At 58.1% G+C, this 12229-nt stretch carries 11 protein-coding genes; 7 read left to right on the forward strand and 4 right to left on the reverse strand.

Going from position 1 to position 12229, the window contains the following annotated elements:
• Positions 1-5 precede the first annotated feature (5 nt).
• From AUP43_RS08955 to AUP43_RS08970, 4 genes are read left to right on the forward strand one after another with little or no spacing between them, the layout of a single operon-like run.
• Entirely contained in the window at positions 6-1532 is a 1527-nt protein-coding gene (locus tag AUP43_RS08955; RefSeq protein ID WP_067555421.1) for a type I restriction-modification system subunit M, read from the forward strand.
• Positions 1522-2763 (forward strand): restriction endonuclease subunit S, encoded by a 1242-nt coding sequence (locus tag AUP43_RS18625; protein ID WP_084462672.1) that lies wholly within the window; start codon positions 1522-1524, stop codon positions 2761-2763. Before AUP43_RS08955 ends, AUP43_RS18625 begins: the two co-directional genes overlap by 11 nt.
• Positions 2760-5729 (forward strand): type I restriction endonuclease subunit R, encoded by a 2970-nt coding sequence (locus tag AUP43_RS08965; protein WP_067555425.1) that lies wholly within the window; start codon positions 2760-2762, stop codon positions 5727-5729. Before AUP43_RS18625 ends, AUP43_RS08965 begins: the two co-directional genes overlap by 4 nt.
• Complete coding sequence (locus AUP43_RS08970; RefSeq protein ID WP_067555428.1) at positions 5726-6466, forward strand: M48 family metallopeptidase; 741 nt, start codon at positions 5726-5728, stop codon at positions 6464-6466. Before AUP43_RS08965 ends, AUP43_RS08970 begins: the two co-directional genes overlap by 4 nt.
• A 161-nt stretch (positions 6467-6627) precedes the next feature.
• On the opposite strand, the gene AUP43_RS08975 is transcribed toward AUP43_RS08970, so the two are convergent.
• Together AUP43_RS08975 and AUP43_RS08980 are read right to left on the reverse strand one after the other, a co-directional pair.
• Positions 6628-7542, reverse strand: coding sequence for a hypothetical protein (locus AUP43_RS08975; RefSeq protein ID WP_067555434.1), 915 nt, complete (start codon positions 7540-7542; stop codon positions 6628-6630).
• Positions 7542-8630 (reverse strand): MarR family transcriptional regulator, encoded by a 1089-nt coding sequence (locus AUP43_RS08980; protein ID WP_067555435.1) that lies wholly within the window; start codon positions 8628-8630, stop codon positions 7542-7544. Before AUP43_RS08980 ends, AUP43_RS08975 begins: the two co-directional genes overlap by 1 nt.
• Before the next feature lie 194 nt (positions 8631-8824).
• On the opposite strand from AUP43_RS08980, the gene AUP43_RS08985 reads away from it, so the two are divergent.
• Both AUP43_RS08985 and AUP43_RS08990 read left to right on the forward strand, forming a co-directional pair.
• Entirely contained in the window at positions 8825-9076 is a 252-nt protein-coding gene (locus AUP43_RS08985; protein WP_067555437.1) for a helix-turn-helix domain-containing protein, read from the forward strand.
• Positions 9077-9143: 67 nt separating this feature from the next.
• Positions 9144-9806: a hypothetical protein gene (locus tag AUP43_RS08990; RefSeq protein WP_067555439.1), complete on the forward strand. Its 663-nt coding sequence runs from the start codon at positions 9144-9146 to the stop codon at positions 9804-9806.
• A 229-nt stretch (positions 9807-10035) separates the two neighbouring features.
• On the opposite strand, the gene AUP43_RS08995 is transcribed toward AUP43_RS08990, so the two are convergent.
• A complete protein-coding gene (locus tag AUP43_RS08995; protein ID WP_067555441.1) occupies positions 10036-10407 on the reverse strand; it encodes a hypothetical protein in 372 nt (123 codons plus the stop codon).
• 557 nt (positions 10408-10964) lie between these two features.
• Between AUP43_RS08995 and AUP43_RS09000 the strand changes: the two genes are divergently transcribed.
• Positions 10965-11639 carry a LuxR C-terminal-related transcriptional regulator gene (locus AUP43_RS09000; RefSeq protein ID WP_232314968.1) on the forward strand — a complete coding sequence of 225 codons (675 nt, stop codon included), beginning with the start codon at positions 10965-10967 and terminating at the stop codon, positions 11637-11639.
• Positions 11640-11670: 31 nt separating this feature from the next.
• On the opposite strand, the gene AUP43_RS09005 is transcribed toward AUP43_RS09000, so the two are convergent.
• Entirely contained in the window at positions 11671-12201 is a 531-nt protein-coding gene (locus AUP43_RS09005; protein WP_067555453.1) for a hypothetical protein, read from the reverse strand.
• Positions 12202-12229 lie beyond the last annotated feature (28 nt).

Here is a 12229-nt window from a genome sequence, read left to right on the forward strand (position 1 = left end):
AAAACATGGCCAAGCTCACACGCACCGAACTGGAAAACCATCTCTGGAAATCCGCCGACATCCTGCGCGGCTCCATCGATAGTTCCGACTACAAGATCTACATCTTTGGCTTTCTTTTTCTAAAACGGCTGTCCGATCGTTTCGAGGAAGAGGCCAAGGAGGCGATCCGGCAGGGCCTGCCCGAGGCTGTTGCCTACAGCGACCCCGATGAGCATGAGTTCTTTCTGGTTGAACGGGCGCGCTGGTCGTCGATTAGCAAGCTGACGACAGACATCGGAGATCACCTTAACAAGGCATGTGCCGCTATCGAGGACGCAAATCCCTCGATTGAAGGCGTGCTGGCCAATATCGACTTCAACTCCGAATCGCGCCTTGGCGATGCCAAGAACCGCGAAGGCGTTCTGTCCCGTCTGATCGACCATTTCTCACGCATCGACCTGTCCAATGCCTCTCTGTCCGAGCCGGACATGCTTGGACGCGCCTATGAATACCTTATCGACAAATTCGCGGACGATGCAGGCAAGAAGGGTGGCGAGTTCTACACCCCCCACCATGTCGTGCGGCTGATTGTCGAATTGCTCGACCCCAAGCCCGGCATGCGCGTCAGCGACCCAACCTGCGGCTCAGGCGGCATGCTGGTTCAGGTCGCGGAGCATGTGGCAAAACTTGAAGGCAAGCGGCTGGGCGAAGCGCTCAACATCACGCTGCATGGACAGGAAAAGAACCTTGGCACCTGGGCCATCGCCAAGATGAACCTGCTGCTGCACGGGCTTCGTGATGCAAGGATTGAAAAGGGCGATACGATCCGCAATCCGCTCCTGCTCGATCAGGACGGCAACCTCATCCTCTATGATCGCGTGATCGCCAACCCGCCCTTCTCGCTGGATAGCTGGGGTGCCGAGGATGTGTCAGGCGACACCGAGAAGACGAGGCATAACCGCTTCATCTATGGCATTCCCCCTAAGAACATGGGTGACCTGGCCTTCGTTCAGCACATGGTGGCGACGCTCAACGCCAAGGGTGTGTGCGGCGTGGTGATGCCGCATGGCGTATTGTTTCGTGGCTCGGGCGATGGCCGCATTCGCGAGGGGATGCTGAAAGCCGATCTGTTCGAGGCCATCATCGGCCTGCCGGAAAACCTGTTCGCCGGCACCGGCATCCCCGCGACTGTTCTGATCCTGAACAAGGCGAAAGCACCCGAGCGCAAGGGCAGGGTGCTGTTCATTCACGGCGCGAAGGAATTTGGGGAGCGGCCCAAGAAGAACATCCTCGGCGAGGGCAACATCACGCGCATCGTCGCCGCCTTCAAGGCATGGAAGGATGAGGACCGCTTCTGCCGCGTCGTCGATATGAAGGAAATCGAGGAGAATGACTTCAACCTCAACATCTCCCGCTACATCGACACGCTGGAGCCTGAAAAGCCGATTGATGTACAGGCTGAACTTGCCAAGCTCTGGGACGCTGAGAAGGCACGGGACGAAGCGGCAGCCCGCATGAACGCCCTTCTCAGGGAGATGGGTTATGTCGGGTGAAGTGCCAAAAGGCTGGCGCGAGGTGCGCATAGGTCAAATCGCCCGAGAAGTCTCCATTAGAAACCACGGAAGCGACAACATTCCTGTCTTGAGCATGACAAAGCACCGGGGCTTTGTCCGCTCCAATGAGTATTTCTCAAAGTCTGTACACAGTGAAAACACCGAGCAATATAAGATCGTCAAACGTGGTCAGTTTGCCTACGCCACGATCCATCTGGATGAAGGTTCCATCGACTATCTGAAGAACGAGGACATGGGCTTGATAAGCCCAATGTATACTGTTTTCGAAACCAACCCTGAAGAGATCGATCCTGTGATCGCCCTCCGAAAATTTAAGCAATTTGCGCTGAGTGGCCGCTTCACCCCCTATAGTAATGGTGGTGTCAATCGTAGAAAATCGATTCTATTTAGAGACCTTTCTGCTTTCAAATTTGCGCTTCCCCCGCTCACTGAACAACGCGCGATTGCAGAGGTCCTGGGAGCGGTGGAGGAGGCAATCGCGAATACCGAGGCTTTGATTGAGGCGTTGATCGCCACAAAGAACGAGATTTTGGAAGATCGCCTGAGAATTTCCACTCAAGCCGGGTGGGAAATTTGTCGATTGCGCGATGTCGCAACAATCCGAACCGGGATATCCAAGAGCAAAGATCGGCAGTTCAAAGACCCGCTTTCAGTCCCGTATTTGCGGGTAGCAAACGTCCAGGATGGCTATCTTGATCTTGAAGAAATTAAAATGATCACGATCGAGCAGGTTCAGCTTGGGCGTTATTCTCTGCAAAAGGGAGATGTTCTCTTCAACGAGGGAGGCGATTTCGATAAACTTGGTCGTGGATGCGTTTGGTCTGGTCAAATATCACCCTGCGTTCATCAAAATCATGTTTTCGTAGTGAGGTGCAAGCCCAAGCTCAACCCAGAGTTTCTTGCACTGTTGGCGGCCAGCCGAAAGGGCAAAGCTTATTTTCGTCTTTCGTCCAAGCAAACAACAAATCTTGCGTCGATAAACACGAGTGACCTGCGTTCATTTCCGGTCCTTTTGCCTCCGATGGACGAGCAATTGAAGATTGCGGCTATCGCTAAGACCTTTGATCAACGAGCGACCGCAGAGAGGGCAAGTCTTGCGCTGCTCGAAGAGATGCGTTCTGCTCTCGCTCAAGAACTCCTTTCGGGTCGGGTCCGTCTCCCGGACAGCATTATTGCGCGGCATCGCGGCAAAGCTGGGCAAGAGGCATGAACGAGGCCAGCGAACAGCTTGAGCGCGACTGGGTAGAGATGCCGGCGACGGACCTGCTGCGGGTGCTGTTCGACTATAAGCCCTTGTCTCCAGACGACGTGCGGCGGTTGCGCGACGGGCTGGCAACCGAGCCGGTCCTGACGGTTCGACTTACTGAATGCCTCAAACGTCTTAATCCATGGCTTGACGAGGAAGGCGTTCGCCGTGCTGTTGCTGCCGTCACGCGCGTGACGGCCATCGATGTGATGGAGGCCAACGAAAGGGCCTATACGGCCCTCACCTATGGCGTGACGGCCCCCCATACGGAAGGCGGCAGGCGACAGGACCGCAATGTGCGGTTCTTCGATTTCGACGATCCATCCGCCAACACATTCGAGTTCGCCCGGCAAATCGCCATCAAGGGTGCGCGCCAGGACATCATTCCCGATATCGTCGTTTACGTGAATGGCCTCCCGCTCGCGGTGATCGAATGCAAATCGCCGTTATTGGCCGACCCTATGGGCGAGGCCATCCGTCAGTTCCGGCGCTACGAAAGCCGGGATGAATTCGCCGGGCTTGGCGCACCCCGCTTATTCGAGACGGCACAGATTTCCATCGCACTGGCGCGCGACGTGGCCAAGTTCGGCACGACGCTAACCCCAGCCCGGCAATGGGCTGAGTGGAAAGACCCCTATCCGCTCACGCTCGATGCGCTCTCAGCACAACTGGGTCGAACACCAACCGGACAAGACATCTTGCTCGCCGGGCTTCTTTCACCGGCCAATCTGCTAGACCTCATCCGCAACTTCGTGGTGTTCGAGACCATCGACGGGCGGCGGATCAAGAAACTGGTGCGCTATCAGCAGTTCGTTGCCGTCGGCAAGGCGATTGAGCGCATCAGGACCGCAGCCAGTCCGCAGCGCCGTGGCGGGGTCATCCACCATACCCAAGGCTCCGGCAAATCACTCACGATGGTGTTTCTGGCGACCAAGCTCAGACGTTTGCCCGAGGCCGAAAACCCTACCCTGGTCATCGTCACGGATCGAACCGACCTTGATGACCAGATCACCGGACAATTCCAGCGTTCAGGCTTTGCCAACCCCATCCAGGCCGAAAGCGGGGACGCGCTGCGTAAGGCTCTGTCGGGCGGCGCTGGAACGACAGTTCTGACGACCGTACACAAGTTTCACAGCGCCGTGCCGAGACGGTCTTCGGTTATCTCCGAGGCGCGGAACGTCTTTGTCATGGTCGATGAAGCGCACCGGACGCAGTATGGCGCGCTTGCCGCCCGGATGCGGGCCGGACTGCCCAATGCCTGCATGATCGCCTTCACCGGCACGCCCATCGACAAAAAGGACCGTAACACCCGCGAGGTGTTCGGCGACTATCTGCACCGCTACCTCATCGACCAGGCTGTAAAGGATGGTGCGACCGTCCCGATCTATTACGAGATGCGCGACGCGCAACTGCGAATCGACGGGCGCGATCTCGAACGGGATATCCGTGCCACCTTCCCGGAACTGTCTGACGGAGAGATAGAAAAGCTGAAGCGCGGCATGCGGCTTCAGGAGAAGCTGGCCGGCGCGCCGGCCCGCGTTGAGGCCATCGCCAAAGACATCCTCGCGCACTATCGAAGCACCATCGAGCCGAACGGCTTCAAAGCGCAGATCGTGACAGTCAGCCGAGACGTCGCCGTGACCTATGTCGAGGCTTTGCGGCAGCTTGGCGCGCCCGAATGTGCGCTGATCATGTCCGCATCGAACAGTGACAGCGCCCGGCTGCAAGCCCATCACCTATCCAAGCGCGACCGCGACACCTTAATCGGCCGTTTCAAGAAGCGCGACGATCCACTAAAGATCCTGGTCGTATGCGACATGCTGCTGACCGGTTTTGACGCGCCGGTAGAGCAGGTCCTGTATCTTGATGCGCCTCTGCGAGAGCACACGCTTTTGCAGGCGATTGCCCGCGTGAACCGCACCGCTGACGGCAAGACCTATGGGCTGGTCGTGGATTATTGGGGGGACAACCGGCGCATCGCAGATGCCCTGGATATGTTCTCCGAAGAGGACGGCATTTCCAGCGCGCTCCGCCCGCTGTCCGAGAAGGTCCAGCTTCTTGAAAGCCGGCACCGTGCGGCCATTCGGCTCTTCGAGGGCATTAACCGTCAGGACGATACGGCATGCATTGAACTGCTGCGTCCGGATGATATCCGCGCCAAATTCGAGCTCGACTTCCTGCGTTTTGCTGAAGCCATGGATATGGTCTTACCTGACCCCAAGGCATTGGAAGAACCCTATCCATCGGACCTGAAGTGGCTATCGCGCATTCGCGTTCTCGCCCGCCGCGCCAACCACGAAGAGCCGTTTGACCCGAAGGACTACGGCGCAAAGGTCGGCGAGATTATCACCAGTCACCTCTCGGTAACCGGTGTCCAGCAGTTGCTGGTAAAGTTCGATATTCTCGACCCGGCCTTCCGCCCACATCTGGAAAGCCTGCGGTCAAGTGATGCAAAGGCCGCCGAGATCGAACACGCCATACGCCAGGAAATCCATGTCCGCAGGGACGAAAACCCGACGGCATATGCCTCGCTTTGGGAACAGTTGGAGCGGATCGTCAATGACAGGCGGGAGGCTCGCATTTCCGCTGCCAGCGCTTTGACCAAGCTGGAAGCAATGATGGGGCAAGCCGCAGATATCCGCTCTGGCGCGTCGGGCAGGAGCGACGGCCTCACGGGAACAGCTGTCGCCATCCTTCCCTTCATTGATGCCGATTTACCCGATGCGGAGCGCACCCGGAGTGCAGCCAGCATCACCAAGGCACTCGAGGAGTATGTTGACGTTGTCGACTGGCACTACAAAGAGGACGTGCAGCGACAGATGCGCAGATCCATCAAGGAGCAATTGCGCAGCCTGGGATTGGCCCCGGACAAGGTTGAAGCCACGACGGCAAAGATCATGGATGTCGCCCGCGCAAGGTATACAGGATGACGGACGCAGCTCAGCATTCCATCGTCTTTGGCGGCGAAACCTTCGATTTCCTGATCGAGCGGACATCGCGCCGGAAAACCGTGGCAATATCTGTCGGCTTCGACGGGGTGCGCGTGCTCGCACCATCAGACTTGGACGATGACCGCGTCCTTGGCATCGTTCGAAAGAAAGGCGCCTGGCTGCTTCGCAAACAGGCAGCGTACCGCGAGCTTGGGGGACAGCCGGTTGCAAAGGAATTTGTCAGTGGCGAGACCTTTCTCTATCTCGGCCGTCAGTATCGCCTGAAGCTCATTCCCAACGAAACCGCCGTTGTGACCCGGGTTACCGCGAGAGGGTCAGCTCTGGTCGCGCCGGTATTGCCGAATACTGATGCATACGTTCAGCGCGCCACTGTTCGCAGTGGTCTCAGACACTGGTATCGCGCCCATGCGCTTCAGCATTTTCCAGTCCGTGCGCGAATGATCGCAGAGACGCTAGGCATTCCGACACCGATCGTCAAAGTCGTTGACCAGTCCAAACGCTGGGGAAGTTGCGATGCACGGGGACGCATCCGCCTAAACTGGCGGTTGGTCATGGCACCAATGCCCTTAGTGGACTACGTTATTGCCCACGAGGCTTGTCATGTTCTTGAGCACAATCATTCACGGCGATTTTGGCGGTCATTAGAAACGATCATGCCGGACTATGAAGATCGCCTGAGAAGGCTTGATCGAATGGGGCACCAGTTCATTTGGTGACGGCCACAGGTATGAACGACGAGTTGCTGCTTATGGATATGGCCGTAGGTTTGCTCCCGTCGAATGGCGCTACTTCGCACCGGCAAGGTCCAGGCCAATGTGGGCTCGGCTGACATCACTCACCGGTGAGGGCTGAGGCTGTGCTCGCATAGGCAGACTCGTCACGCAGCCTCCTCCAGTCCGCCGAGAAACTTCGCCATCAGGTCGGCGACCTGACGCTGCCGAAGGGTACGCAGGTTCCGCAGTTCATCGTCTGCTTCCACATTAGCGTCATTGTCCTCGAAACGTGCGACGGCAACGGGCCCGTCCCGACGGTAGGATTGATCGGGCTTATCATGGATGAAGCGGAGCCTGAGCTTCGCCAACGCCTCTCGCACGGCCTCAGCGTGCGTGCCCCCCAAGGCTTTCCGGAAAGCGTCAATCGCCGCATCCAGTCCACCGGGGTGATGTTCAAGGCAATAGACGAGATCGTGCGCGTCCTTGCGCGCATTTCGGTGATCGAATGCGAATGCCTTCAGACAGGTAAAGCTCACAATGTTGGCGTAGCGAACCGTCTCGGTTGCCAGTCCCGCGCCATCAAGTAGCTCCGCAGTCAGTTCGATCTTGTCGTGCAAATCGAAGACCATCGATGCGTGTGGGATATTGAGTGCAGAGACATTGCCTTCAGTCGGCAGCACCTTGACCTTCCCGCCACCCAGTTCAGGGTGCTCGGCGAGAAATTCGAGGATCATCGTCGCGCCCGTCTTTAGTCGCGCCTCCCACCGCCACGAAACCTTCACGCCTTTCTCATTCGTGCCTCGCTCGAAGCCCATCGCATGGAGGTTTTCCTCCAAGGTGCTGTAGGCTTGGGTATCGGTGAGGATGCCGACATCTACGACGACATCGACATCGCCGGTGCCGGCATGTTGAGGCACCTCGGGCGGTCGGGCAGCGACGAGGTAACGCGGCGTGAGGCCGCCGACGAGGAATACTGAGTCCTTCCAGGGCCCGAAGCCGCGGAGCAGCGTGACGAGCACACGCTCGCACGCTTCGGTTACGTCACCATCATAGGCGGCCATGGTCCTGGATTTGGTCATTATCCTGCCAGACGCTCGGATCGAAGATGATCGGCCATTTCCTTCGCGCGGCCGGATCCCTGAAGGAGATCGAGATAGACCTGAACTGGCGGTGCGTAGGCAATACCGTCGATGCGCTCGCCGATTACGATGTGCTGTCTACCGGCCTCCTCGATCACGCCGAGGTTCCAGCCTTCCGAGACAGGTCGCGCCTCAAGGCGTGAGAGGGCCTCATTTCGCGCACTTCCACCTTGGATGCGGCATTTGAGCTGCGAGATCGAGGAGAGGTAAGGCGCATAGACCTGCGCCGCGGCTTCCGCCGTGACCGCATAGCGCGCGTGCGCATCCCGGCATGCGTCGTCGAGCCGGCGCGCAATCTGTGCTGCGTCGCTGCCCGGAACATAGTAACGCTCGATCCGCAGCGGCTTCTGATTGACGATCAGGCGGGACCATTCGTCGAGAACCAGCCCTCGCTCGCGTAGGCGACGTAGCTTGGCCGGCCCCGCCCCCTCGACCTCAAGCCAGTCGCGGCGCTCCATTTCAGTCAACGTTTCCGATGCCGTCGCTGGTGATACGCCGGTATCTTCAGCAAGCTCCTTCACGCTTACCCAGTTCGGCGCCGCTTCGACGACCGCCTGGACGACGCGCGCCCGCTGACCTTGGAAGATCGAGCCGAACGCTCGATTCGCTTTCTTGGGCGGTGGGCGATCTATCAGGACATAAGCCCTCGCCGACGGGATGAAGAGCGAACCGCCGGGGTCGAAATAGCCGATGCTTTCCTGCTGCAGCACCTCGCGCGCGCCTTTCGAGATTGCGCCGGCGATTAACATTGCTACCTTCTCGACAGACCCGTTCATTCCATCGAGATACTCGCGGAGTTGCCAGATTTGCTGGCGCACATCCCTCGGGAAGAGCTCGCGCTTTGCCTCTACGACCAACTCAAAATTGTGGTTGTTGAGGCTTACGTCCAGGAGACCGTCAGGGACATAACGGCTGCTAATCCGGGCCTCACAATTGCGCTGGCGCACGGACGAACCCGGCAGCGCCGATATGGCGCGGCAGAGTTCATTCAGCAATTCATGCTCTTTGACCTCGATGTTTTTTTGCATATTTGATGTCCAGTGAATATCGGATTAATAGCGAATATTCAGGGAAAATGCAATATTCATTGACCAGTAAATTTGAGAGCCACATTTTGCAGAGTCACGGAATATTGCCTCTGATCCAGCCAGGGAATTCCTGCATGATTATGCGCTATATCCGATATGGCGATATTATCGGAAACAGCGCATAATCATGCAGGATGACAGAGCTGGCCCGCACCCCAAAGCAGCTTGGAAGCATCCTTCAGCGCGCCCGTAAGAAACAGGGGCTCACTCAGACAGAGCTTGGCGATCGGGCCGGGTTACGACAGGAAACCATCTCCCTGATGGAAACCGGCAATCCCGCGACAAGGTTGGAAACACTCCTGTCGGTCCTTGCTGCCCTTGACCTGGAATTCAGGATTGCCCCGCGCACGAAAGGTCGCGATTCTGACATCGAGGAGATTTTCTGAGGGCAGGTGTGGCGCCTGGGGAATTCCGCGTCCTGGGTTTCCAATACATGTGTCTGAAGGAGTCGACATGCGCGACCAATATGCCGGTGATGTCTCGGATTATCTGAAATTCAGCCTGCTGCGCGCGCTTGTCCGGGAGCAGGCGCCACTGGCAGCGGAGGGTGCCGCTGACCGCCTTCTCGGAATCGCCTGGTATTATGTGCCCGGCGATGATGGCAGGCCAGATGGGCGCCATACTGAATATCTGACCGATCCGTTGTGGCGGGCGCTGGACCCGGGCTTGCATGACGGCTTGCGATCCCTGCCGGCACGAAGCCTCGCCGCCCTTGAGGCTGCGCCGATCTGGCCGGAGGCGACCCTGTTCCACCGTATCCCCGTTCCCGGCCGGAAGCAGCGTCAGGTTTGGCACGCTGCCAAGGCGGAATTTCTGGACACTGCAGATCTGCTGTTCCTGGACCCCGATAATGGCATTGCCGCTGCCGGCGGCGCTGCCGGACCCAAGCACACTTCCATGGCCGAGATCGCCGCGTTGCGGCGCACCGGCCGATGCCTGGTGATCATCACATTCCCCGGCCGGAGGCCGCATGCGGAGCTGGTCGATGAGCTGCATCACCGGCTGAGAACAGAGGCCGGGGCAAGCGCCGTCGCCGCACTGCGCACCAATGTCTGCGTCCCGAGTGCGCCCGGCGAGAATGTCTGCTTTTCCAAATTGCGGCGTACCACGGAATGACCGGCTTGGGGGGCGAATCCCGAACGGCAGCTTGTCGGGCGTTCTCGCCAGAACCGGACAGACGGCTTCCGGCCCATTGTGGTCTTTCAGGAATGGATTGCCGGTGCCCAGAATCCGACGTTCCTGATCGAATGGATGGCTCCTCTAGACGTGGCTCTATGACCATAATCGTATAGGTGGTGCCGGGGTCGTCCATCTCATCAAGTCAGATGTATTGTCGTTCGCAAAATCACCACAGCAGCAAGCGTTGTCCCGGCATGCCCTTGTCATCGTACAGCACATGGACGTGGATGACCGCCCAGCGCTTGGTGATGCGGCCAATGAAGCGGAGCGGCAGATCCTGCGGCGCTCTCAGCGTGTGCTGGCGCAGGCGTTCGTCCATCATCAGCAGCGGACACGCCACCATCTGCAGCCCGACCATCTGGGAGAGCCCCCATCGCATCGCCCTGGCGTTTGCGTAGTGCACGCGGGACAAGGCGTCATCGCAGATGACGGCGCGTTGCGGCATCTGGTTCAGCAATTGTGTGACGATATGCCGAGGGGCCTTCAGCGGCAGCGGTGCGGGCTTCCGGGCGTCCCTGGCCCCAGCCTGGCTGGGCATATAGAGAACGACGCCCGCTTCCCCTGTCGAGGGTGCACGGAACCGCACGGGTGCCGAGTAACGTCCCTCTGGTGACTGGGTCAAGACTGCCTCCCTGCGCAGCCCCGACCAGTCGGGATGCTGCCGTTCAGATGAGACCTTTCTATATCCTGATCGCCGTCCTTTACCGGCAAGGGCAAAAGCATTAACCGGATGCTATTCGAAGTACTCCCTTCGGATTTTTAATTATGCCTTCCATAAATAAATGGCCTGTTATTTTTAATATTTTTTTGGAACTAAACTTTAAATTGAGTGTTAAGCACTGTTTTTTTTGCCTTTCGGTTGTCCAAAAGAAGTACCTCTAAATATATAATAAAAACTAATCTAAATTAGTTCATCTTTTCTTACCTGGAAATATGCTGCGAATAGTTAAGACACCCCCGAAATCGTGCCGATGGTTGACCTCTGAATTCTGGGAAAACGTGAGAAGCATGAGAGTCAATAGTTGGGAAAGAGACGAAAGATATCGTCAGTGTAATGTGCAGTCCAGATCAGAATAGAATATGGGAAGCAAAGAAATGTTGAAATTAATGCTGCTGGAATCAAACAAGCTGTTCCGCGAAGGTCTGAAGCGTCTTCTCTATGAATCAGGGTTTGATGTCTGTGTCGAGGAATCAACATTGGCTGGTGCGCTCGATGGGCTCGTGATCAACGAAAATCTTGATCTGCTTTTGTTTGATCCCTGCGAATTGCCAGGACAAAGCGATGGAGAATCGAGCGAGCTCTATCTTCAGCTGCGCCGTGCCGCCCCCAATACCAAGCTTGTGGTCCTCACCACCCGTATCTGCCCCCAGGTATTCGGCACTGCCCTGGAATCGGGTGTTGATGGCTTCCTGCTGAAGAACATGTCGGCCGATGCGCTGGTCCGGTCACTCCAGCTGGTGATGATTGGCGAGAAGGTATTCCCGACCACTCTTGCGGCGGTCCTGGTGTCGGGTGGTTTCGGGGCGATTTCCGCAGCCCGCACGGCCCATTCGATGAAGGGCTTGTCCGACCGGGAAATTCAGATATTGCAGTGTCTGCTGAACGGCTATCCCAACAAGCTGATCGCCAATGAGCTGCATATCACGGAGGGTACCGTGAAGGTGCATCTGAAGGGCATCCTGTCCAAGATCAATGCCCGCAACCGCACCCAGGCCGCCATCTGGGCGATGAACAATGGCCTGGGCGCGTCACCGTCACCTTCCGCGTGATGGATGTCGCTCGCGGGGGGCGGGGGAGCGGTTACTCTGCAGGCCCCAGCGAGGCGAGCTGGCTGATCCAGGCGTCAATGCTCGGTGCGCGGCTGTCCATGGGCGTTACGCCGGCATGAATGGGCAAGCCGACGGGATCGATCATTCCGACCCATCGGGAAAAGGCATGGGAACTGGCAGCAATGCCATAGCCCAGCCCGGCCGGCCGGAATGACTGGACCAGATAGGGCTGCACAGGCGAACTGACAAACGCCTGGCCGCTGGGGCCGCGCTCCACCGTCACCAGCGCGCCCGAACGATCGCGCAGCAGGTTTGTGGGCGTGCTGTTGCGCAGCTCCTGGTTCAGGATGGCCTGGCGATAGGCGGTGCTCATGCCAACGCTGCCGCCGCCGCCACCCAGCCCCCCGCCGCCGACGGAAATGCCACCGCCGCCGAACCGGAAAGGCTGGTTGTTGAGGCCCTGGGCCTGGGCGCCCGTGGGTGCGAAAACCCCGGCGATGCCGGTCGTTACCAGGCCAGCCATCACGATGAAGAGTGGGAGAATCCGTTTCTTCGCCATCATCGATCTCCTTAATTGCTCTGATGCGTGC

Origin of the sequence: Oceanibaculum pacificum, from assembly GCF_001618175.1 — a bacterium.
Classification (GTDB): domain Bacteria; phylum Pseudomonadota; class Alphaproteobacteria; order Oceanibaculales; family Oceanibaculaceae; genus Oceanibaculum; species Oceanibaculum pacificum.

Excerpts from the sequence above, each read along its gene's own strand:
- AUP43_RS09000 (WP_232314968.1), top strand. The coding sequence starts at position 10,965 with ATGTTGAAATTAATGCTGCTGGAATCAAACAAGCTGTTCCGCGAAGGT.
- AUP43_RS08970 (WP_067555428.1), top strand. The coding sequence starts at position 5,726 with ATGACGGACGCAGCTCAGCATTCCATCGTCTTTGGCGGCGAAACCTTC.
- AUP43_RS18625 (WP_084462672.1), top strand. The coding sequence starts at position 1,522 with ATGTCGGGTGAAGTGCCAAAAGGCTGGCGCGAGGTGCGCATAGGTCAA.
- AUP43_RS09005 (WP_067555453.1), bottom strand. The coding sequence starts at position 12,201 with ATGATGGCGAAGAAACGGATTCTCCCACTCTTCATCGTGATGGCTGGC.
- AUP43_RS08990 (WP_067555439.1), top strand. The coding sequence starts at position 9,144 with ATGCGCGACCAATATGCCGGTGATGTCTCGGATTATCTGAAATTCAGC.
- AUP43_RS08995 (WP_067555441.1), bottom strand. The coding sequence starts at position 10,407 with ATGCCCAGCCAGGCTGGGGCCAGGGACGCCCGGAAGCCCGCACCGCTG.
- AUP43_RS08975 (WP_067555434.1), bottom strand. The coding sequence starts at position 7,542 with ATGACCAAATCCAGGACCATGGCCGCCTATGATGGTGACGTAACCGAA.
- AUP43_RS08980 (WP_067555435.1), bottom strand. The coding sequence starts at position 8,630 with ATGCAAAAAAACATCGAGGTCAAAGAGCATGAATTGCTGAATGAACTC.
- AUP43_RS08965 (WP_067555425.1), top strand. The coding sequence starts at position 2,760 with ATGAACGAGGCCAGCGAACAGCTTGAGCGCGACTGGGTAGAGATGCCG.
- AUP43_RS08955 (WP_067555421.1), top strand. The coding sequence starts at position 6 with ATGGCCAAGCTCACACGCACCGAACTGGAAAACCATCTCTGGAAATCC.
- AUP43_RS08985 (WP_067555437.1), top strand. The coding sequence starts at position 8,825 with ATGACAGAGCTGGCCCGCACCCCAAAGCAGCTTGGAAGCATCCTTCAG.